Source organism: Pseudomonadales bacterium, assembly GCA_041395945.1.
Taxonomy (GTDB): Bacteria; Pseudomonadota; Gammaproteobacteria; order Pseudomonadales; family Azotimanducaceae; genus SZUA-309.
Genome location: JAWKZN010000002.1, coordinates 765,476 through 787,071, shown reverse-complemented (window position 1 = coordinate 787,071; position 21,596 = coordinate 765,476). Strand labels below are relative to the sequence as shown.

The following is a 21,596-nucleotide window of genomic DNA, read 5'->3' as shown; positions in this document are numbered from 1 at the left end:
TGCAGCTTTCCTGGCGGGAGACGAGATCGCGGGAAGTTGCGTGTTGACCTGGCGTAGAAATAGAACTCTAGTGGTTGTCTCTCAAACTGGAATCAGGAGCGCGCCTGTGATCGGCAAGTTGAAATCGAAATCTCCGGCCGTTGCGGGCCTGTCTGTTTTTCTGGTGATTCTGCTGTCGGCCTGTTCGCAACCGACCGAGGATGCGGCGGAGGTGGTACAGCCCGTGGCACAGCCTGTGGAGAGTGCAGAGGCGTTCCTCGCGCGCGCCCGGGCAGTGCATCACGCCGCACTTGTGCTGGACGCCCATGCGGACATCGAGATCGCGGGAAGTCCTTCGCGTTATGCAGGGCCGGATGGGGTCTCGAGAGTGGCGCCGGAGAAAATGCGGACAGGTGGTGTGAATGCAGTGGTGATGTCGGTGGCCGTAGGCCCGGGACCGAGAACGCCGGAAGGCTATGCGGCAGCGCGTCAGATCGCCGATGAGAAGCTTGCTGCGGTCGTCACGCTGGCAGCAGATCCGGCAAACAATGCGGTCATTCCACGCACAGTCGATGAACTCGAGGCGGCGCACGCCGACGGCGGGCTTTCATTGATCCTCGGGTTGCAGAATGCGCTGATACTGGGCACGGAAGTGGATTCAATTGATGAACTCTACCAGTCCGGTGTCCGTGTTTTTGCATTGACTCATATGGGTCACAACGACTTCGCGGACTCTTCGCGACCACTTTTTTTAAGCGAGACCGGGACTCATGAACCTACCGCAGAGCATGGTGGATTGTCTGCGCTGGGTGTGGCGGCGATCGAACGGATCAACATGCTCGGGGGGGTTGTAGACATCTCCCAGCTGTCGCAACAGGCCGCCCTGCAGGTGATGGATCTGTCCCGCGCGCCGGTCATCGCGAGTCATTCCAATGTGCAGGCGCTGTCGAGTGTGAGCCGGAATCTGTCGGATGAGGAAATCGACCGCATCGGCGCAACAGGTGGGGTCATTCACGTTGCGCCTTTTCGAGGCTATCTGTTCAACTCCGCCGATCCTGCGCTGGATGCGAACATCAGAGCCGCACGGCGGGATGCGGGTGTCACGGAAGACTACCTGTATCCCTTCGAGCTTTACTGGGAGATTGATGACCCCGCAGCACAGGCAGAATTTCTCAGCGCGGTCAGCGAACTCATTGGTCCGGGAAGTCTCGATGACATGCTCGATCACCTCGATTACATCGTAAAGCGCATCGGTGTCGATCATGTCGGGATCGGCACCGATTTCAATCATGGCAGCGAGATCCCCGGATTCAGCGACGCCAGTGAAGCGTTGAATGTGACGATCGGTCTCCTGAAGCGAGGTTACAGCGCCCAGGATGTCGAAAAAATCTGGGGCGGCAACTTTCTTCGGGTGTGGCGCAAGGCTGAGCAGACTGCCGCTGCGCGTCCATAGAGCACTCGACCATGAAGTATGAATCGAACCTGGCGTCGGTCGCCCGACATCCGCTGCCGGCCTGGTATGAGGATGCCGCAGCTGGCATCTTCATCTGGCAGCCGCTCAGTCACCACACCGACAGCTGACCACCGCCTCTCGATCACAGGCATCCAGGTTTGCGAGAAGATGCTCCGCATGCCGCTGGTAACGTGCGATCCCATGTTCGAGGAACACCTCGAGGGCAGCCTGAACGTGCACGATGGCCTCGTCGAGCAGTGCCGGCTCACCACGCATGAGCGCCAGGTTACAGGTGAGCTCTCCGAGGTTCACCTCCACCTCTGCCCAGTTCACGGGTACCCGGTCCCGGGTGTAAACGCGTGCGGCTTCCCGGAACGCTTCCGCCGCCCGGGTGAGTAGATCCGGATCTCCCTCGAGCTGAGCCAGAGTCGCGGTACTGGCGGCAATGTTGTTCTGCACCATGGCCCAGCTCAGCGCGGCGGTGCCAGGCGACAACCAGCTTGCCGCCTCCTGGCACCGGTTGATCGCCTCCCGGACCATGGCCAGCCCGTCCTGTCCCAGCCGGGCGCCGTGCTGATACATGGCGAGGCAGATGTTCTGCTGGGTAAGCGCCCAATCCAGCGGCTGGTATTCCGGGCGCTGTACATCCAGGGCTGCCTGCAGCTCGGCGACGCCCCGGTCGAAGAGGTCCGATGATTCGGGCCCGGTGCCGAGTTCCCCCAGACGGATGAGGATCGTCCCCAGGATCCGTCGGTTCACCGCCCACAGCTGCGGGGTCACCTGGCGGTCGATGACTTCGGCTGCGGACTCGATCTCGATACCGGCCCGCTGCAGTCGTTCCACGGCCAGTTCCAGGGTGGGGGCATAGGCATGCAGCCTCAACCAGGCCGAGCCGAGATTGGTTTTGACCGCCGCCCAGTCCTGCGGAAATTCCGCCTGGGGTCTGACCTCGAGCACCGCCTCGCAGGCGGCGATGGCGGACTCGTAATGCTCCTGGGAGGACTCGTAGTCGCCCAGCAACCGGTACTTGTAGCAAAGCTGAGCGTTGACCAGCGCCCAGCGGGTGGGATCCATCTCACTTCGAATGCTGCTGCGCAGATTGCGGTCGGTGACAACGGAGGCCTGCAGCCACTCTATGGAAGACCGGTAGCTCGCCATGGCATTGTTGCGGCGGTCGTTCAGGGTGTCCGCCCCGAGCTGCATCAGTGTCAGCGACAGCTTCTTCAGGTCCGGCAGGCTCAGCTCAGGCCTGGCGATGTCCAGTGGAATCTCTAGAAACCGCTCGTCCACCGTTACCGACTTGCCTCCGAGCTCCACCTGCTGCGGCGACAGATCCGTCCGCGTGGAGACGAGCCGCAGATTGACCACATCTCCCAGACGTTCTCCCCAGAGCAGCACGTGGGCGCCGGCCCGCGCCAGCTGCCGCTGGGCAGCGCCGCGAATTCCGTCGAGCCTGACCCGCCGGTCTCCGGGCCCTGCATCGCTGTAGGTGTCGCAGAGCGTCACCACAGAAAGGAAGGGCGCCAGTGCAGCGTCATCGAGAAACCGGTCGGCAACGAAGCGCTGGGCCTGAGCGTGCTGATCTCCCTCGAACCGGGCGATCAGCACACCCAGCCGGCCTTCTTCGATGGTGGCGGTCGACGTCAGCGCACGCAGCCGGCAGTTCACCTCATCCCAGCGAAAAGTCACGGTTGCGCCGAGAAAGAGCACCGCGCCGGCAACGCACATCAACAGGAACCACCGCCAGCGGGCAGGCTTGAGCTCCGGGGCGGAACCAGTCTCTGCATCGTCCACCGGCCCCGGTTGGCCAGCGGCGAGGGGCGGATCCGTGCTCGTCAGGTACAGCGTATGGGTCGGCACGCCGAGCGCCCGGGCCACCCGCTCGATGGACTGGGGATCCACGGGCTGCTCGCGAAACACGCGGCTGACCATGTCCCGCGGCGCTGTCTCCAGCGCTTCCAGGTCGGCGATCCGCTCGGCGAGCGCTGCCTGGGTGAGACGAGGCAGTTCGGCCTCCCGCATCGCCTGTTCCAGTCGGATGCGGGAAGCCCGCACGCCACGTTTTCTGCTGTCAGCCACTGTGAACCTGTCTACGAAACTTCAATCCGATTCCCGTCCGGGACCAATCTGCCGGTTACTGGCCTTAACTGCCGATACCTCACGATGCGTGGTTTCTTCATCCGGACGATTCTGGTGCCTCGCCTCGCAACACCCAGGGAACCAGCACCATTGAGCGCAAGGCAGATCGTTTCCACGATGCTTCTTCTCACCGGTTCCGGCTGTGGGCAAGGGCTCGACGAATCATACAGCGACGCCAGCGGCACCACGCGGTACGTGTTTTCTGCCGACGGCTCGGTGCTCATGCAGGTGGCGGATACGGCTCATCGGGCGCGCTATCGGCACAGCGGCGATGAGATCCGGATCTCCGGCAGCCGGGGCGAGGTGGTGCTCGTGCTCCGTTCCGATCGGCTGACGGGATCTATGGGACTGGTGCTCACCAGGGACGACTGACAAAGGACAACTGACAGGAGATGACGGACATGCGAATCAGGGTACTTATGCAGACGGGAATCGCAATGGCGCTGACAGGAGGGGCTGGCATTTTCCTGAATCAGGAGGTACAGGCAGCCTCCCGCGGAGCCCCGGGCGGATCCGCAGCGGCGACCATCGAAATTTCTCTGCCCGGCTGCGCCGCCATGGAGCGGCTCGCAATGACCCTTGACGGGCAGGATCGGGTACCCATAAACCGCTGGGTGGGGAAAGATCGGAACGACAACGAATTGACCCTGGTCAGGGCAGTGGCGGCCCCGGCCTTTGCCGAGACCTTTGGCAAACCCCTGTTGAGCTGGAATACGGCGGATCAGCGCGCCTTTCACGCCACGGTCAGCGAGTGCACGAAAGTGGCCACCAAGGCAAAGCGGTTCGACGTTCAGAAGCAGCTCATCGAGCTGCGCAGGGTGGTGCAGTACCACATGAGCCAGCCCTTGCAGGCTGTGAGCCGGGCCCGGCAGGATGTGCCAGGAAACCTCGATGCGCTGAACAGCCTGCCGGTGAGCACCGGGAAGCTGAAGATCCTGGCACTGCTCGCCCGGCTTCAGGACTTCGGTCGTCAGGAGGGCGCCGGGCAGATTCGCCGGCCAATCGAGCAGATGCGCCACCCGGCGGCAATGCCGGGAAGACTGGTGGCCGGCAGCCTGCAGATCCTGCCGCAGGAGGAAGCCGACGGCTATTTCCGGCGCATCGAACAGATGCGTGACAGCCTCACGGACGAGGTGCTGGCGGAACTCAAGGGCCGGCTGGCGTCCGCGCCGGGCACCATCGAGGGGCTGGCGACGGTGAACGGTGTCCTGACTGAGGCGGCCAGGGACCTTGACGACATCGTGCCGGTAGAGCGGCTGGCCAGCCTGCAGTCGGTGGCCGGGCAGGCGCGCGAGCGGATATGGAAGGACCTCGAGCGAACCATTGCCGGTGTGCCCGCCAACGAGGAAGGTCGCGCCAGCCTCACCGCCATGACCACCAATCCCGCCTACCGACAGCTTGCGGCGGAAGACAGCCGCCGGCTGGCGGAGCTCATCGGCGCCCGCCAGGCTCAGGCGGCAAGCGCTGCGAGCGATGAGGCTGTGGCCGGCCTCGGTGCGTTCCCCCATACCCTGGCTGGCCTGCGTGAGCTGGTGGCTTTTGCCCGGGAGGAGCGCCGTAAGCTCGCACGGCAACCCGCGGCGGCAGCGAAGCAGGCCTTCGAGAACGCCTACTACGAGGCCCATCAGTCCAGGATCGCAGCCGTGGCGGACGAGGTTCAGGACTTCCTCGACGAGGTTCCCGAGACTCGGCAGGGCGTGCAGGAGATCCGCACCCTGCTCAAGGCGATTGACGCGCCGGCAAAAAGCGAGCTGTACCGGGGTGCCGCCACCCGCGCCCAGGCGATCGCCACAGCCGTGGCCGCAGCCGAGCGCCGCGGGCAGTGTGAGCAGGCGTTGCCTGGCGTGGATCTGGACGATGATGCCGCCGCCGAGCTGGTCATGGGCTTCGAGAGAGAGCCGCTGCGGCTCGGCGATCTGCTCTGCGACGTGGCACTTGCCGGCAGTACCGTGCACGGCTACGAGGAACCGGGCTTCTTCGACGACGAGCACCAGTTCAAGATCACCGGGCCTGACGGCATCTACCGGACCTACACGCTGATTCCTGCAGCGATCGGGCCGGAGCGGGAGGCGCTGGTGGGCGTGCGGGTGAAGGATCCCACCAGCGAACGGCCGCTGGACGTGGATCAGTGGCGCGGGGAGCTGGCTGCGCTACTGCCGGACACCGAAGCAGGCCGGAGTACCCGCTGCTCCCAGCTGATGAACACACCGGAGAGCGCGCTCTCCGCACAGGATCGCATGGAGGCAGTGGGCTGTGTGATGGGCAGCCTGCTCGGTCGCTGACCCGGTACGACAGGGATGGGAGTGGCAGCCCGACTCTTACGCCAGCGCATCTGGAAGTTCGGCGTGACACCGGTGGGCCTGCTCCACGCCGGTGTCAACCTCGCGCAGATTATTCGAGTCCACCCTGGACAACATGTCACAATCCATTCGCAACTTCTGATTCTGCCTCTGCCCGACACCGATTGAGTACTCGACCGTGAAGTATGAATCGAACCTGGCGTCGGTTGCCCGACATCCGCTGCCGGCCTGGTATGAGGATGCCAAGTTCGGCATCTTCATTCACTGGAGCCTGTCCTGTATTCCGGCCTATGCGCCGATCGAGAAGAATCTCGCCGAGCTGCTCGAAAAGGGCGGGGAGCGCGCGATGTTCGCCAACACGCCCTACGCGGAGTGGTACCTGAACTCCATCAGACTCGACGGCTCCCCGGCGCAGAGGCACCACCTGTCGACCTATGGCCGCGACCACGACTACGCGGCCTTCGCGGAGGAGTTCAATGCGGCCATCAGAGACTGGCAGCCGGCGCAGTGGGCGGAGCTGTTCAGTCAAGCGCAGGCGCGCTATGTCGTGCTGGTCACCAAGCATCATGATGGCTTCACTCTGTTCAACAGCGACACGCCGCATCCAACGAAACCGAACTGGACAGCGAGTCGCGACATCCTGGCGGAGCTGGCTCCGGAGGTTCGCGCCCGCGGCATGCGCATGGGGCTTTATTACTCAGGGTCGATTGACTGGTCGTTCTTCCATCCACCCATCGAGGATTTTCTTTCGCTCGCCCTGGGTGGGAGCACGGACCCCGAGTACGTCGCCTACGTGGATGCCCACTACCGGGAGCTGATCGACAAGTACCGACCGAGCGTGCTCTGGAACGACATCGGCTATCCGCCGGGTACCAATCTCTACGATCTGTTCGCGTACTACTACAACACAGTACCCGAGGGGGTGATCAATGATCGCTGGATTCAGGTGCCGGCCTGGAACAGATGGTTTTTCCGGCTGGGTCCTGTGCGGAAACTTGTCAGCTACCTGATCCGCCGTCGCGGTCCGGCAGCGGGTATTGAACCACCGGCTCCGCCACACAGCGACTTCGCCACCCCGGAGTACACGGTCAGGGAAGAGATCTCCGCACGTAAATGGGAATGTGTTCGCGGCATCGGCAAATCCTTCGGATTCAACGCCGAGGAATCCGCCGAAGACTATCTGACGGCCGATGAACTCGTGCATATGCTGATCGACATCGTCAGCAAGAACGGCAATCTGCTGCTGAATGTCGGACCCATGCGCGACGGCACGATCCCGCCGCTGCAGGTCGACCGGCTGCGATCACTGGGCACCTGGCTGGCAACCAACGGTGCGGCCATCTTCGAGACCCGACCCTGGATTCGCGCCTCGGCAACCACGGCCTGCGGACTGCCAGTCCGCTTTACCCGAAAGTCCGATCGTCTGTTCGTCCTGATTCTGGGCAAGCCGGCTCAACGGCAGGTTCTCATCAGGCTGCCGGCCGACTCAGCGTCGATGCTGGCGGGACTCGATGCCAGCGCCCGACTGCTGGGTTCAGATGAGCCCGTGCTGTGCGAGCTCCAGGACGGACTGAGCCTGACAGGCACCTGGCTGGACAGCCCGGCTCAGGCGATGGAGTTGAAGTTGCCCTGAACGGCCCGTGCTGCCTTTCTGCGCTACCACCGGGTAACCATAGATCCCTTCATTCCGGACGAACTGCGCAATCGTCCAGAAACGCTGTAACTGCACACCGCCATCGGGTTCACGCCTCAGTGGCGGCTGGAACTGTGCAGACGGGCCACCACCGTGCGCGACTGCAGACCGGCGGCAGCCGGTCGTTTGTTGGAAGCGCCGGTCCTGTTCTGCCACTGCGTGCTGACCAGAGGTGCGTCAGTCGGGGCGAGTTTTTTTGATCCGAATCAATCGGGCGTGCCGCTGCAGCAGCCGAACACCCATTCCGTGACGGGGTCCACATTCTGTCCGACCTGTACGACTAATATGCCGCCGTCTTCAGTCTCCGGGCAGTCGTGCATGAGTTACTTTCGCTTTCTGGTCGCAGGCCTTCTCGCCAGCCTGATCGCCGTCGCCACCTATGCGTCAATCGCACCCGCTGGCTTTGGTCCTCTGGCCGCGGTCCCGGCATTCTTCGTCGCCATCGTGGTTCTTGCGTCCTTTGCACCCCGGCTGAACTGAAGCACCCCACTGGTTCGCCCAGGAACCTGAGAGATGGCGCCGGAGCGTCTGTTTCCACGCAGACCGTTGCCGGTCCCGGGTGTCGGCATCCTGCCGTCCATACCCGTAACCCACGTCCGTCGTGTCACCTCCTTATTCCTCGAACAGCTTTGGCTGACGCGCAAGAAACGCTTTCTTCGAGGCGCTGCCCGATTGAGACGACACGATCCCCGTGGCGCAGTTCAGGCACTCCTGCTGCAGCGTGGCGGCGTCCTCGAAGCGCCCGGACAGTATGCCGCGGGCTTCGGCAGTGGCTGCGTCGATGGTGTTGCCGGTGAGGCAGAGATAGCGCGCGGTGCTGTCGTCGCACAGGCTTGCCAGCAGATCATAGGCAGCCGGCACGCCGAAGCGGATCTGCGGCTGTCCGAAGCGGGCCTGACCCGTGCCGAAGCGGATGTCGCACATCAGTGCGAGATCCATGCCGCCCGCAAGCGCGGGACCATTAACGGCGGCGATCAGCGGCTTCGGGAAGCGGTGCACCACCCGGTGGTAGTGCGCAGCATCCGCGAAGATCTCGGCGCTGTGTCCGCCGGAGAGCTCCTTCAGATCGAAGCCTGCGCAGAACACGTCGCCGGCACCGGTGAGGATCACCGCCTGCACGTCGTCGTCCGCGGCGAGCGTTGTCAAGCCCTCAACCAGTGCATCGCGCAGTGACCGGGACAGCGCGTTCCGGCTCTCCGGACGATTCAGAATCAACCGCGCCACCCCATCTGCGGGCTGCTCGAGAAGCAGAACTTTTTCATCGGTCATGATGCATGAACTCCGGAGGTGAATTGTCCGAGGGCCTGTCCGGCGATGCACGGGTGAACGTCCGCGCGTGCCGTAAGGCCCCGGAACCTTCGAGACCTGTTCGGTGATGTTCGATCGCGAGATTCTACAGGAGCGAGGACCGGTGGTGACCGATCTCGAGATTGACCGGGCCACGTTACCGCTCGCCGGCGTGGTCCACGAGCGGCTGCGGGATCTGTTCGCAGCAGATTCGCTACGGACTACGGGGCGCTGACCAGGATCCCGTCGATCGTTGCGCTGCGCCGTGATCGCTGCTAGCTTCCGATACACTCGCCCGGTTCATGACTGTCGTCGCGGAGGGAGATCATGCTCAATCAGGACAATTACGAAACGATGCGGATCGAGCGAAAGGACAACGGTATCGCCGTTGTCTCGCTCAACCGGCCCGAGCGACTCAACGCTGTGAACGGTCGCATGCATGCCGAACTCGCCAGATTCAGTCGCGATTTCGCCAACGACCGCGAACTGCGGGTACTGGTGCTCACCGGCGAAGGCAGGGCCTTCTGTGCGGGAGGCGATTTCGGTCCCGGCGACCCCATCGGCTCCAACCCGAGCGGACCTACCATGATGGTGGAAGCCCGCCAGATCGTGGATCACATCCTCGAATGCGAAAAGCCGATGATCTCTGCAGTGAACGGTTACGCCATGGGACTGGGTGCGAACGTGGCGCTGCTCTGCGACGTGGTCGTCGCGGGCCCCTCGGCGGTGTTCGCCGACACGCATGTGAATATGGGTATCGGCGCAGGCGACGGCGGCCAGCTCATCTGGCCGTTTCTGATCGGGGTCAATCGCGCCAAGTATTACCTGATGACCGGTGAGCGGATTACCGGCAGAGAAGCGGTGGAACTCGGACTTGCCAACTTCTATGTCGAGGACAAGGATCAGCTGTTGCCGCGCGCGCTGGAGATCGCAAACAGGCTCGCAGCCGGCGCTCCGCAGGCGATTGCCGCATCGAAAATGGCGGTGAACGCCTATCTGCGATCCGTATCGAGCATGGTGATGCCGATCTGCCTGAAATACGAGGAACTCACCATGAAGACCGCCGATCACCGGGAGGCGGTGACGGCATTTCAGGAAAAACGCCCACCGGTATTCACCGGGCGCTGAGCCGTCTGCGGAAGACTGGAGCGGGAGACGAGACTCGAACTCGCGACAACCTGCTTGGGAAGCAGGAACTCTACCAACTGAGTTACTCCCGCGTGAGCGGGCTAGTGTACGCAGGACCGGGCCGGGTGGCGAGTGTGTGCGCGCCGATTTGCGCGCGCCGGTTCAGGCCTCGCCGGCTGCCGCCCCACCCCGATCATGGACAGGCGAGAGCAGACGGCCGGTCAGGACACCGGCGGTCATCGAACCGTTTACATTCAGAGCGGTACGCGCCATGTCGATCAGGGGTTCGATGGAAATCAGCAGGGCGGCAACGGTGACCGGCAGCCCCATGGCGGGCAGCACGATCAGGGCGGCAAAGGTAGCACCACCCCCCACACCCGCCACCCCGAAGGAACTGACGGCAACCACCAGCACCAGCGAGAGAATGAAATTCAGACTCATGGGATCAATACCCATGGTCGGCGCGATCATCACCGCCAGCATTGCGGGGTAGATGCCTGCACAGCCGTTCTGGCCGATGGTCGCTCCGAAGGTGGCGGAGAGGTTGGCCACCGATGAGGGTACCTTGAGTTCTTCAACCTGGGTTTCCACATTCAGGGGGATGGTTGCGGCGGAGCTGCGGGAGGTGAAGGCGAAAGTGAGTACCGGCCAGACTTTTCTGAAGTAGTCCCTCAGGTTCACCCCACCGAGCAGCAGCAGGGCGGCGTGCACGGCGAACATGATGAGGATGGCGAAATAGGAGGCGAACACGAAGCCGATCAGGTTGAGGATATCCTGGGCGTTGGAGCCCGCCACTACTTTGGTGATCAGGGCGAGGATGCCATAGGGGGTCAGCGCCATAACCATATGCACCAGTTTCATGATGATGGCCTGGGTCGACTCGATGAATTCCGCGATCCGAGTGCCGCGCTCCGGGTTTTCTCTGCTCACGCCAAGTGCGGCGATGCCGAACAGGATGCCGAAGACCACCACTGCGATGATGGAGGTGGGCCGTGCGCCGGTGAGGTCTTCAAAAATATTCGAAGGTACGAAGCGCACCAGCATGTCCGACAACCCCAGCGCTGCGACGCTGTCGTAGCGTTCGGTCAGTGCTGCGGCGCGTTCGAGTTCCCGGGCACCCTGGGTCAGACCATCAGCGGTGATGCCAAAAAGGCTGGTGACCAGGATGCCGACCAGCGCGGCGATCATGGTCGTGCCGACCAGAATGCCGATGACACTGCCACCGATGCGGCCGAGTTCCGCAACTTCCCGCATGCGCACCACGGCGGCGATCATCATCACCAGCACCAGCGGCATGATGATCATGCGCAGCAGGTTCACGTAGGTGGTGCCGATTACATCCGTCCACTCGAGGGTGGCGGAGACGGCTTCGGAATTGCTTCCGTAAATCAGCTGCAGGGCGAAGCCGTAGACCAGACCGGCGAGCAGTCCGGCGAGAATCTGCCGGGACAGCGGCAGGCGCGGTCCCCGCAACCTGAACAGAAGGAACATCAGGCCCGCGAACAGAATGAGATTGATTGTTAGCGACAGCAACTGAACTTCCTTACTTGCACCGGGCGTGCACTATAGCCGACACGGGAAAGGGGCGGATAGCTGTGGGTCCGCCGCTGTGCGGATCGATGCGGCGGTTACACCGAGGGCTCAATCACGGCGCCGGAGATGGATCAGTCGTCGGCAAGCTCGGTGGCGCTTACCGGAAGGGCGCGGCTCTTTTCCCGCTCGTAGTCCCGCGCGGCACCCGCAACACTGCCCTGTTCTCCCGTTTCGAGCCATCGCCGAACCCGACCTGCGTCGCCCAGCGGCGAGCGGGTGCCCAGGGAGTTGAGCAGGATCATGGCGACCGGGGACCCGCCGATGTCTGCCACCATGGCGAGACAGCGGCCGGATTCGCTGAGATAGCCCGTCTTGCTGAGGCGCACATCCCAGCGGCTGCTTGCGGTGAGGGGATTGGTATTGCCATAGGCCAGCGAGTACCTCGGATTCCGGAATGAAACACTGTGCTGGTAGGTGGTGGAATAGTCCCGCAGCACGTCGTACTGATAGGCGGCAAGAATCATCTTCCAGAGATCCCGGGCAGACGCGGTGTTGCCGGTGGACAGACCGGTCGGATCGGCAAAGCTGGCGTTGCTCATGCCGAGCTGCGCCGCCTTCGCGTTCATCGCGGCGACAAATGCCGGTACATCACCGGGATAGTGACGGGCGAGGGTGTTGGACGCGAGATTCTCCGAGGACATCACGGCGATTCTGAGCAGATCGCCGCGTCTGACCTCCGAACCGACCCGCAGCCTCGAGTAAGCGTTCTTCTCCGGGTTTTCCGCCCAGTCCATCACGGGAATCCATTCATCCAGAGACTGCTTTGAATCCAGCACCACCATGGCGGTCATGAGTTTGGTGACAGACGCAATGGGTACCGGGATATCGGGGTGTTTGCCGAACAGGACCTCGCCGGTGGAGAGGTCGCCGACCAGAGCGTACACGGAGGCCAGTTGTACCGGCGGGGTGCCCGCTTCCAGGGCCGTTTCTGCAGACGCTGCGGTGAAACCGGTCGTCAGCAGTGCCAGGCACACCGCCAGCAGTCCTCGTCTGTAATGGGCGATTGGCATCATCAGCGAACGCTCTCGAATTGGTCGCTGGTAGAGGCTAGCAGAGTTTGGAGCCGGTGGGGTATGGTGTCTGCGACCTCACCCGCCGGAAATCCACCTTGAACGAAGACTTCAGCCTTGCCGTGTTCTGTGACTTCGAGAACGTCGCACTGGGTGTGCGCGACACCCGCTACCCCAAGTTCGACATGGATCTGGTGCTCGAACGTCTGCTGCTCAAGGGCAGTATCGTGGTGAAAAAGGCCTATTGTGACTGGGATCGCTACAAGGAATTCAAAGCCGCCATGCACGAGGCGGCCTTCGAGCTGATCGAGATCCCCCATCTGCGACAGAGCGGCAAGAACTCGGCGGACATCCGCATGGTCGTGGATGCACTGGATCTGTGCTACACGAAAGAGCACATAGACACCTTCGTGATCATTTCCGGCGACTCGGACTTCTCGCCCCTGGTCAGCAAGCTGCGGGAAAATGCCAAGATCGTCATCGGTGTGGGGGTGAAGAATTCCACCTCGGATCTGCTCACAAGCAATTGTGATGAGTTCATCTACTACGACGATCTGGTCACGGTCACCGAAAAAGGCCGCAAACGCCGCAGCCGCAGCCGCACGAAAGCGGCGGGCGCGGCACCGGGACAGACAAAGGCGAAGGTTGAACCGGCGAAAGACGACCCGCGGGCAGAGGCCATCGAACTCGTGCTCACCACGGCGGAAGCCCTGTTCAGTGAGCGGGGTGGCCGGGAGAAGGTCTGGGCTTCGCAGATCAAGCAGACCCTGCGACGCAGAAAGCCCGGCTTCACCGAATCGGCCTATGGCTTCAGTTCGTTCGGCGATCTGCTGGAGGAGGCGGAAGCCAGGGGGCTGCTGTCTCTGGAACTCGACGAACGCTCCGGCGGTTACGTGGTGCGCAGCACGCCGGATTCCTGAATCGATCAGCGCCCTGCCGGATCCCGTTTTCTCGCGGTACCGGATGCCTTGCCGGCGTAGATCCGCCCGACGTTGGCAACCAGCAGCGGGTCCACAGCGCCCACCGCCTGGGCAGATTTACCGGCGTAATCCACAGCATTCAGCACGAAGCGCATGACTTCCAGTCTGGCCCGAAGCTTGTCGTCCGATTTGATGATGGTCCAGGGTGCCTGATCGGTGTCTGTGAGGCGGAAGGTTTCTTCCTTTGCGTCCGTGTAAGCGTCCCATCGATTCTGTGCCTCCACATCAATCGGTGAGAGTTTCCATTGCTTCAGTGGATTGGTTGTCCGTTCCTGAATCCGCTGAGCCTGCTCCTCCCGGCTCACCGAAAGGTAGAACTTGAAGAGAATGATGCCGGTATCCACCAGCATCTGTTCGAACAGAGGGGCAGAACGGACGAAGTCCCAGTATTCGTCTTCCGTGCAGAAGCCCATCACCCGCTCGACCCCGGCGCGGTTGTACCAGGAGCGGTCGAAAAGCACGATTTCACCGCCTGAGGGCAGATGATTCACATAGCGCTGAAAATACCACTGGCTGCGTTCGATCTCGGTGGGTTTCACCAGGGCGATGACCCTGGCACCACGGGGATTGAGGTGCTCGATAAAGCAGCGGATCGCGCTGCCTTTTCCTGCCGCATCCCGGCCTTCGAAGAGAATAAGGAGTTTTCCTCCGGTGTCCTTGATCCAGTTCTGGAGTTTGACCAGCTCGATCTGCAGGGCGAGTTTCCCCTCCACGTAGTTACGCAGCGACAGACGCTCCGGGTAGGGATAGCGGGGCCCGCGAAAATGGTCGGTGACCGACGCCTTGTTTTGCGGAGGCGCCTGATAACTGAGGATCGGCCGGCTGGACTGATCGACATCCAGTGAGTCGCTGAGCAGGTCATACCAGGGGATTTTCGGCAGGTCGGTCACGCCTGATGGGTACTCCTTGGGGCAGACGGGTAAGTTTATACCTCAGGCAATCGATCGTCCCACGGTAGATACTGTGTCTGAAGAAATCGCGCGAGCGTTACTGGAGGAAGGAGGAGTCATGGCAGCGACAGGAAAACCCGGTGATGCACCTGAGCCCGGGGGTGGTACCGGGTCTGCGCGCGGAAATCGTCAGCCGGGATTCGAGCAGGCTTTTGCGCGGGCGCCTTACGTGAGTCTTGCCACCTACCGGAAATCGGGTGTGGAAGTCGCCACACCTGTCTGGTGTGCCCGGGATGGCGACGAGTTCTATGTTTTTTCGGCGTCAGATGCGGGTAAGGTGAAGCGGATCCGACACAGCGGACGATCCCGGATGGCCGTCTGCGATGTGCGCGGGCGTCTGCTGGGTGACTGGTGCGATACCCGGGCGGAGCTGATCGAGGATGCTGCAGGGATCGCCCGGGCACTTGGGGCGCTACGGCGCAAGTACGGCTGGCAGATGTGGCTGGCTGACACCGGTGCGAGGCTCACCGGCCGCTTGCAACGGCGGGCATACATCCGGGTGCGCCTGCAATATGAGTGATCTGCTGTCGATGACAGACAGCTGCGGAGAACGCGTGGATGACAGTAGCCGTCGCGGGCAGGCACACTCGGTCGGGCGTGGACAAAGCAACCGGAAACCACACTGACCATGCGCGACAGTGAGATTCAGCAACGCCTGGAAAAGCGACTCGGCCCGCTTCACGCCCGCCAGCGTCTGGGCATCGAAGCAGATCATGAAGCCCGGGTGTTCAGTGGTGGGTCGAGCCTGTTCCACCTCGAGAACTGGTATTCCTTTCCCTCCCTTATCCGCTTCAGCCTGCGCATGACGGGCCTTCATCAGCGGGCGATCCGCAATACGCTTGATCTGCGGGTCGTCGAACACCGGGTGGCCCTGCCCGGATTGCCGCCCTCTCTGGAGGGACTGAGGGTGCTGCATCTGTCGGACCTGCACCTGGACATGAATGAAGACATCGTGCATGTCCTCATCGACCGGGTACGCAGCGCCGAATACGACCTCTGTGTGCTGACCGGCGACTACCGATTCCGCACCTTTGGAGAGATCGGGCAGACCGTGCAGCGACTGGCTGCACTCAGAGCCAGTCTGTCGGGTGATGTTTTTGCGGTGCTGGGTAATCACGACAGCGTCACCATGCTGCCGGCTATGGAAGAGATGGGCATTCGCGTACTCATGAACGAGAGCGCATCTTTCGGTGAAGGGGATGGGCGTGTGTATCTGGCCGGCATAGACGACGCCCACTACTACGGTGTGGGGAATATCGAGAAATCGCTGGCAGGCATCCCGGAAGCCGCACCCACCATCCTGCTCAGCCATACGCCCGAGGTCTACCGGCAGGCGGCGCATGCGGGCGTGCACCTGCTGCTCTGCGGTCATACGCATGGCGGTCAGATCTGTCTGCCGGGCGGACATCCGGTCATTCTCGATGCCCGGATTCCCCGTCGACTGGGCCGGGGCCCCTGGACCTACGGCAATATGCGGGGATATACCTCACCCGGCGCCGGTGCTTCGATACTGGGTGTGCGGCTGAACTGTCCACCTGAAATCACCGTGCATGAACTGCACACCGAGGATTCCTAGTAAGGCCGGTCCCGGATGCCGAGTCTGTACATGACTCTCGACAGCAGCAGACTGCCGACTGTGAACAGCCCGGTCAGTGCCGCGACATCCAGCAGATCAAGGCCGAGTTGCGCTCGAAACACCAGCAGAGGCAATGCAGCTTCGGGAATCTGATCCAGCCCGAGGAATCTGCCACTGGGTGGAATATTCAGGCGTCGTTTGATGAAACTGGTAAGCAGGTCGCCTGCCATGGAGCAGGCTGCAAAAGTCATTCCCAGTGTCCAGGTATAGCCCAGCAGCGGGGCGACAAGGGCGGTCGCGCCGAGGCTCAAAGTCAGGCCGCGCCAGGTTTTGCTGCGGCCGAACAGCGGTCGAGCGTCCAGGAAACGCCGACCACCGTCCAGGGGCGCACTCAGGTGTTCTCCGAGCAGGCGTTTCCCGAGCACGGGTGCGCCGTTGGCGGCGAGCAGCAGAAGCAGCGCGCTGATGGCTGTCAGCAGCATTTCAGCCCGGTGCCTCGGGGATCCATCGCACCCTGCCAGAACGCCGGTGCGACACGCTGAGATGTGGCTGCCTGATCAGGGTCTCCTTACTCATCCAGCCTGAGATCTCCATGCCGGCCCAGATTGACCTCGAACCGGATCCGGCCTGCGAGCAGAGTTTCCCAGTCCCGTTCTTCGGCCCAGACGACCATTGGCCAGAACTCCACAAAAAACCAGTCCCTGAGAAAGCTGCGCCGGTAACGCAGCTGGATGGCCGCCTGCTGATACTGCTTCCGGGCGGGGATCAGAATCTCATCATCGTCAAAGGGTGAATCTTCGGCCGCCTCCTCCCGCCAGAGCACCTCGTAGGCCAGGGCAGACTGGCTGGCGAGGGTATGGAATACCGAAAACTTCTGCTCCAGGTTCGGGTTGTGGTCATTTTCCTCGAAATACTGGATGCGTGTGCGCGCACGAAACAGCAGGTTGTCGCTGATGGGACGATTGAAGTACTGACGCAGGTCGTTGCGCAACCCGGTTTTCGAGTAGTAGTAGATCCGATTGGTCGTCTGTCCCTGCCAGTTGTCGGTCAACCCGTATTGAATGCCGGTATTGATTCTGGCGAAAGGATCCAGACTGCCCCTCTTCAGCCGCAGTCCCAGGTCGAAGGCCAGGCTGGTCGTTCCGCTCTGCCTGCCGATCCAGCGCAGGGCAACATCATTCTCATCATCATCGGAGGGTGACCCGTTGCCGTCCTCGACACTGTCGCCTTCGTTGACCACCAGCCGCAGCCGCTCGCTGAGGCCAGGCAGCACCAGGTGCAGTTTGATCTTCGGCGCAACATCCCAGCCATGATTTTCCAGATGGTCGATGTTCAGCCGCAGGCGAACGCGGGTGCGGTTGTCTTCGAAAGTTGCATAGTCGTCGGACACAAAGAAACCATCGACGGCGCTGATCATATCCTGCACGATGTTCGTCGCGCCGCGGTGCAGTCTGTCGATTCGCGCTTCTTCTTCGTCCGACTCCGCAATCGCCCGCGGGGTGAGTGTGCACGAGAGCAGCACAGCGGTGATGAGCGTGCACTGCCTGGTTCCGGGTTTCAAACGTGAAATCTCCAGCACGTTCATAGGTTTGCTCGCAGACATTCCGATTTGCCAGTGACCAATCTACCATTGGTCGTTGAGCATCGCGCTCCAGATCTTGCAGGAGGATTGATTCATGTCAGCCGGAGACAGATTGCAGGATAAGGTGGCAGTGATCACGGGTGGTGCAAGCGGTATGGGTCTGGCCACGGTTCAGCGCTTTCTCGAAGAGGGCGCGCGGGTCGTGATCGCCGATCTGAACCCGGATACCGGGGCGGTTGCGCTCAGCCGCATGGAAGAACTCGGATATGGCCCGTCTGTGCAGTTTGTGCTGACCGATGTCGCGGTGGAGGCGGACGTGATCGCCGTATTGCAGACAGCCCTCGCGCAGTTCGGCGCTCTGGACATCCTGTTCAACAATGCCGGTGTTGGCGGCGCCATCGGGCCCCTGACCGAAACCACCACCGCCGACTGGGATTATACCTTCGATGTGCTGGCGAAGGGGGTGTTTCTCGGGATCAAGCACGGGGCACGGATCATGAAGGCCCAGGGCCGTGGTGGTTCGATCATCAACACGGCATCCATTGCGGGACTGTCGGGGGATGCGGGTCCTCTGGTGTACTCGGCGGCCAAGGCGGCGGTGATCAATCTCACCATGTCAGCAGCAGTTGAACTCGCACCGGATCGGATCCGGGTCAATACCATCTGTCCCGGCTACATCGCCACTCCCCTTGCCGAGCAGGGCAATCCCGAGGGCACACGGGCGGCATTTGCCACGGCACAGCCCTGGCCGGAGTATGGCCGGGGTGAGCACATCGCCGGTGCCGCGCTGTTTCTGGCCAGTGAAGATGCGGCATTCGTGACCGGCGAGAAGCTCATCGTGGATGGTGGCCGCACGGCCGCCGGACCGGAACTGTCGCGGCAGTTCCCCCGCACCTCGGCCAGAAACTCGAAAGTCTCCGGCGTTACAAAAGGCACTACGGGTAAGGCAGCCGATCTGCGCAGGTTATAATCCGCCTCCATGAAGATCGCCACCTGGAATATCAACGGCCTGAAGGCACGCCTCGAGTTCATGCGCCTGTGGCTCGAGCGGCGTCAGCCCGATGTGGTCGGCCTCCAGGAACTCAAACTTACCGATGATGCCTTCCCCCACGATTTCTTCGAAGCTCTCGGCTATCAGGCGATCACACATGGTCAGAAGAGCTGGAATGGGGTGGCGGTGCTGAGCCGGTTGCCGCTCGAGGCGATTCAGGTGGGGTTGCCGGGTCAGGAAGAAGCTGGTGCACGCCTCATCGGTGTCCGGGTGGATGATCGACTGGATTTCACCACTGTGTACTGCCCGAACGGGAAGTCCCTGGAACACGACGACTATCCCCTGAAGCTCGCCTGGTTCGATGCGCTCGCCGAGTATTGGCGCACGGGGGCAACCGAAACTTCAGTGATCTGCGGGGATTTCAATATCGTCCCGACACCGCTGGACAGCTGGAAAGGCAGCGCCGGAGACGGCGATCTTTTCCACACCTCCGCGGAGCGGGAACGCCTGTCCCGGTTGCTGGGGCTCGGTCTGGTGGATCTCTATCGGGTGCATGCGCCGGACGAGCAGGCGTTTTCCTGGTGGGATTACCGGGGCGGCGCCTTCCACCGCAAACAGGGGCTGCGTATCGATCTGCTGCTCGGCAGCCCGGCAGTCGCTGCCCGGGTACGCAGTGCGGAAATCGATCGGGAATTCCGCAAGAAGCAGGATGGTCTGACCGCCTCGGACCATGCTCCGGTGATCGCGGACATTGAATGCTGAGATTTCATCACAGACTGCTCAGGTAACCGATGCGCGACTATTTCATCCGCCGCACCCTGCTGGTGATCCCCACACTCCTGGGTATCACCATGCTGGTATTTATGGTCACCCGCTTCGTGCCGGGTGGGCCGATGGAGCGGGCGCTCATGGAAATTCAGCAGGTCACCCTGTCCAGCGGACTGCAGCGGGGTGCCGGACAGGGGATGGCACTTTCCGAGGCGCAACTGCAGCAGCTCAAGGAATACTACGGACTCGACAAGCCCTGGTATGAAAGTTACCTGTTGTGGCTGGGCAAAATCGTGCAGGGTGACCTGGGCACCAGCTACCGCTACAACGAACCGGTGTGGAATGTGATCCGGGAACGATTTCCGGTGAGCCTGTTCTACGGGCTGGTCAGCCTGGTGATCACTTACCTGGTATGCATTCCCCTCGGCGTGGTGAAGGCCATCGGTCATCGCAGCACCATGGATAATCTGTCATCGGTGCTGGTATTTGCCGGCTACGCCGTGCCCGGGTATGTGCTGGGTGCGCTGCTGCTGCTGTTCTTCTCCGTGGAGAACGACTGGTTCCCCATGGGTGGATTCACCAGTTATGACTTCGATCTGCTCTCTCCGACAGACAAGGTGCTGGATGTGCTGCATCACGCCACCCTGCCGCTGATCTGCTATCTGGTAGGCAGCTTCGCGGTCACCACCATGCTGATGAAAAACAATCTGATGGACAATCTGGCCGCAGACTATGTGCGCACCGCGGTCGCTAAAGGGGTGCCGTTCAGGCGGGCGGTCAGCCGCCATGCGCTGCGCAACTCACTCATTCCGATCGCCACGACATTCGGCCAGAACATCACCCTGCTGGTGGGCGGTTCCTTTCTCATCGAGACCATATTCGATATCGACGGATTCGGGCTGCTCGGACTTACCAGTATTTTTGACCGGGACTACCCGGTGGTGATGGGCATCGTCTTCCTGGCCAGCCTGCTGCTGCTCATCGGTAACATCCTGTCGGACATTCTGGTGGCCTTCGTCGACCCCAGGGTCCGTTTTCACTGACGCGAAGATGATTCGATTCAACCCCCTAACCCTGCGCAAGCTCAAACGATTCCGGGACATCCGGCGCGGCTACTACTCCGCGATTCTGCTCGGGGTGCTGACCCTGGTCTCGCTGGGTGGGGAACTGCTGGTGAGCGAACGGGCACTGTTTGTCAGTTATGAGGGTGCGTGGTCGTTTCCCACCTACTCAGGAGTGGAACTCGGTGCGGTCTACGGGCTCACCGGCACAGAGGCTGTGACACCGGTGGATTACCGGAAGCTTGCCGAACACTTCGAAGGAACCGCCAGCTATGTGGTCATGCCCCTTATCCCCTGGGGTCCCTATGGTAATGATGCGGTCGACGGCGTATTGCGGGCACAACCACCGGATGCCGTGCGCGGCCACTATCTGGGCACGGACAGCACCGGCAGGGACGTGTTTGCCCGGCTCGTCTATGGCTTCCGTACCGCCATATTCTTCGCGCTGGCCTTCACAGCACTCACTTATCTGATCGGGGTGAGTATCGGCTGTGCGATGGGCTACTTCGGTGGCGTCTTCGACCTGATCTTTCAGCGCCTGATTGAGATCTGGTCGAACATTCCCTTCCTTTATATGGTGATCATCGTCTTCTCGGTCATCCCCAGTACCTATGCAACCAGTACCCGGATTGCCATCCTGCTGGTGATCATGGTGCTGTTCAGCTGGACGGGCCTCACCTACTACATGCGCACCGAAACCTACAAGGAGAAGGCGCGCGACTACACAGCTGCAGCCGTGGTTCTGGGCGCAGGTACTTTCCGGATCATCTTCCGGCACATCCTGCCGAACACGATCGCCACCATGGTCACCTTCGTACCCTTCACAGTGGTGGGTGCAATCACCGCAATCACTGCCCTGGACTTTCTCGGATGGGGATTACCACCACCGACGCCCAGCATCGGCGAGCTTCTGAAGCAGGGCACGGCCAATCTCACCACCGCGCCCTGGATCGTGACTTCAGCGTTCGTTGCGCTGGTGTTCATTCTGGCGGTGGTGACCTTCATCGGGGAGGCTGTGCGGGAAGCCTTTGATCCCCGGAAATTCACGCTTTATCGATAGAGGTAGTTTTATGGTTTGCGGACAGCAGCAGAAGACAGGACGGCGG

The 21,596-nt window shown here is 61.9% G+C and carries 20 protein-coding genes and 1 tRNA gene; 13 read left to right on the top strand and 8 right to left on the bottom strand.

What is annotated here, in order from left to right:
• Positions 1-106 precede the first annotated feature (106 nt).
• Complete coding sequence (locus R3E82_20265; protein ID MEZ5553227.1) at positions 107-1,432, top strand: membrane dipeptidase; 1,326 nt, start codon at positions 107-109, stop codon at positions 1,430-1,432.
• A gap of 105 nt (positions 1,433-1,537) precedes the next feature.
• Here R3E82_20265 and R3E82_20260 read toward each other — a convergent pair whose 3' ends face one another.
• On the bottom strand, positions 1,538-3,511 hold the full coding sequence (locus R3E82_20260) for a hypothetical protein (GenBank protein ID MEZ5553226.1): 1,974 nt from the start codon (positions 3,509-3,511) through the stop codon (positions 1,538-1,540).
• 150 nt (positions 3,512-3,661) lie between these two features.
• Between R3E82_20260 and R3E82_20255 the strand changes: the two genes are divergently transcribed.
• The 4 genes from R3E82_20255 to R3E82_20240 all read left to right on the top strand — a co-directional run bounded on the left by R3E82_20255 (position 3,662) and on the right by R3E82_20240 (position 8,044).
• Positions 3,662-3,943, top strand: coding sequence for a hypothetical protein (locus tag R3E82_20255; GenBank protein MEZ5553225.1), 282 nt, complete (start codon positions 3,662-3,664; stop codon positions 3,941-3,943).
• 29 nt (positions 3,944-3,972) lie between these two features.
• Positions 3,973-5,853 (top strand): hypothetical protein, encoded by a 1,881-nt coding sequence (locus tag R3E82_20250; protein MEZ5553224.1) that lies wholly within the window; start codon positions 3,973-3,975, stop codon positions 5,851-5,853.
• A 196-nt stretch (positions 5,854-6,049) separates the two neighbouring features.
• Positions 6,050-7,504, top strand: a complete 1,455-nt coding sequence (locus R3E82_20245) for an alpha-L-fucosidase (GenBank protein MEZ5553223.1) — start codon at positions 6,050-6,052, stop codon at positions 7,502-7,504.
• A 378-nt stretch (positions 7,505-7,882) separates the two neighbouring features.
• Positions 7,883-8,044: a hypothetical protein gene (locus R3E82_20240; GenBank protein ID MEZ5553222.1), complete on the top strand. Its 162-nt coding sequence runs from the start codon at positions 7,883-7,885 to the stop codon at positions 8,042-8,044.
• 132 nt (positions 8,045-8,176) lie between these two features.
• On the opposite strand, the gene R3E82_20235 is transcribed toward R3E82_20240, so the two are convergent.
• Positions 8,177-8,833: an enoyl-CoA hydratase/isomerase family protein gene (locus tag R3E82_20235; GenBank protein ID MEZ5553221.1), complete on the bottom strand. Its 657-nt coding sequence runs from the start codon at positions 8,831-8,833 to the stop codon at positions 8,177-8,179.
• Between the two features lie 345 nt (positions 8,834-9,178).
• Between R3E82_20235 and R3E82_20230 the strand changes: the two genes are divergently transcribed.
• Entirely contained in the window at positions 9,179-9,979 is an 801-nt protein-coding gene (locus R3E82_20230) for an enoyl-CoA hydratase-related protein (protein MEZ5553220.1), read from the top strand.
• Between the two features lie 16 nt (positions 9,980-9,995).
• Here the strand turns inward: R3E82_20230 and R3E82_20225 are convergent.
• The 3 genes from R3E82_20225 to pbpG all read right to left on the bottom strand — a co-directional run bounded on the left by R3E82_20225 (position 9,996) and on the right by pbpG (position 12,585).
• A tRNA-Gly gene (locus R3E82_20225) sits at positions 9,996-10,071 on the bottom strand.
• Positions 10,072-10,141: 70 nt separating this feature from the next.
• Positions 10,142-11,470 (bottom strand): cation:dicarboxylase symporter family transporter, encoded by a 1,329-nt coding sequence (locus R3E82_20220; protein ID MEZ5553219.1) that lies wholly within the window; start codon positions 11,468-11,470, stop codon positions 10,142-10,144.
• 173 nt (positions 11,471-11,643) lie between these two features.
• Positions 11,644-12,585 carry a D-alanyl-D-alanine endopeptidase gene (gene pbpG, locus R3E82_20215; protein MEZ5553218.1) on the bottom strand — a complete coding sequence of 314 codons (942 nt, stop codon included), beginning with the start codon at positions 12,583-12,585 and terminating at the stop codon, positions 11,644-11,646.
• A gap of 95 nt (positions 12,586-12,680) precedes the next feature.
• Here pbpG and R3E82_20210 point away from each other — a divergent pair, with 95 nt between their 5' ends.
• Positions 12,681-13,502 carry an NYN domain-containing protein gene (locus tag R3E82_20210; GenBank protein ID MEZ5553217.1) on the top strand — a complete coding sequence of 274 codons (822 nt, stop codon included), beginning with the start codon at positions 12,681-12,683 and terminating at the stop codon, positions 13,500-13,502.
• Positions 13,503-13,507: 5 nt separating this feature from the next.
• Here R3E82_20210 and ppk2 read toward each other — a convergent pair whose 3' ends face one another.
• Positions 13,508-14,452 carry a polyphosphate kinase 2 gene (gene ppk2 / locus R3E82_20205; protein ID MEZ5553216.1) on the bottom strand — a complete coding sequence of 315 codons (945 nt, stop codon included), beginning with the start codon at positions 14,450-14,452 and terminating at the stop codon, positions 13,508-13,510.
• 118 nt (positions 14,453-14,570) lie between these two features.
• On the opposite strand from ppk2, the gene R3E82_20200 reads away from it, so the two are divergent.
• Together R3E82_20200 and R3E82_20195 are read left to right on the top strand one after the other, a co-directional pair.
• Positions 14,571-15,032: a PPOX class F420-dependent oxidoreductase gene (locus R3E82_20200; protein MEZ5553215.1), complete on the top strand. Its 462-nt coding sequence runs from the start codon at positions 14,571-14,573 to the stop codon at positions 15,030-15,032.
• A 108-nt stretch (positions 15,033-15,140) separates the two neighbouring features.
• Positions 15,141-16,088 carry a metallophosphoesterase gene (locus R3E82_20195; protein ID MEZ5553214.1) on the top strand — a complete coding sequence of 316 codons (948 nt, stop codon included), beginning with the start codon at positions 15,141-15,143 and terminating at the stop codon, positions 16,086-16,088.
• Here the strand turns inward: R3E82_20195 and R3E82_20190 are convergent.
• Both R3E82_20190 and R3E82_20185 read right to left on the bottom strand, forming a co-directional pair.
• The gene (locus R3E82_20190; protein MEZ5553213.1) at positions 16,085-16,570 is read right to left on the bottom strand and encodes a CDP-archaeol synthase; all 486 of its coding nucleotides are present in this window, start codon (positions 16,568-16,570) and stop codon (positions 16,085-16,087) included. The two genes, R3E82_20195 and R3E82_20190, sit on opposite strands and share 4 nt — an antisense overlap.
• Before the next feature lie 86 nt (positions 16,571-16,656).
• Positions 16,657-17,649, bottom strand: coding sequence for a hypothetical protein (locus tag R3E82_20185; GenBank protein MEZ5553212.1), 993 nt, complete (start codon positions 17,647-17,649; stop codon positions 16,657-16,659).
• 115 nt (positions 17,650-17,764) lie between these two features.
• Here R3E82_20185 and R3E82_20180 point away from each other — a divergent pair, with 115 nt between their 5' ends.
• Genes R3E82_20180 through R3E82_20165 form a run of 4 tightly spaced genes read left to right on the top strand, consistent with a single transcriptional unit; the run spans position 17,765 to position 21,550 of the window.
• Positions 17,765-18,640, top strand: a complete 876-nt coding sequence (locus R3E82_20180; protein ID MEZ5553211.1) for an SDR family oxidoreductase — start codon at positions 17,765-17,767, stop codon at positions 18,638-18,640.
• 9 nt (positions 18,641-18,649) lie between these two features.
• On the top strand, positions 18,650-19,423 hold the full coding sequence (locus R3E82_20175; GenBank protein MEZ5553210.1) for an exodeoxyribonuclease III: 774 nt from the start codon (positions 18,650-18,652) through the stop codon (positions 19,421-19,423).
• A gap of 29 nt (positions 19,424-19,452) precedes the next feature.
• A complete protein-coding gene (locus R3E82_20170; protein MEZ5553209.1) occupies positions 19,453-20,472 on the top strand; it encodes an ABC transporter permease in 1,020 nt (339 codons plus the stop codon).
• A 7-nt stretch (positions 20,473-20,479) separates the two neighbouring features.
• A complete protein-coding gene (locus R3E82_20165) occupies positions 20,480-21,550 on the top strand; it encodes an ABC transporter permease subunit (GenBank protein MEZ5553208.1) in 1,071 nt (356 codons plus the stop codon).
• Positions 21,551-21,596 lie beyond the last annotated feature (46 nt).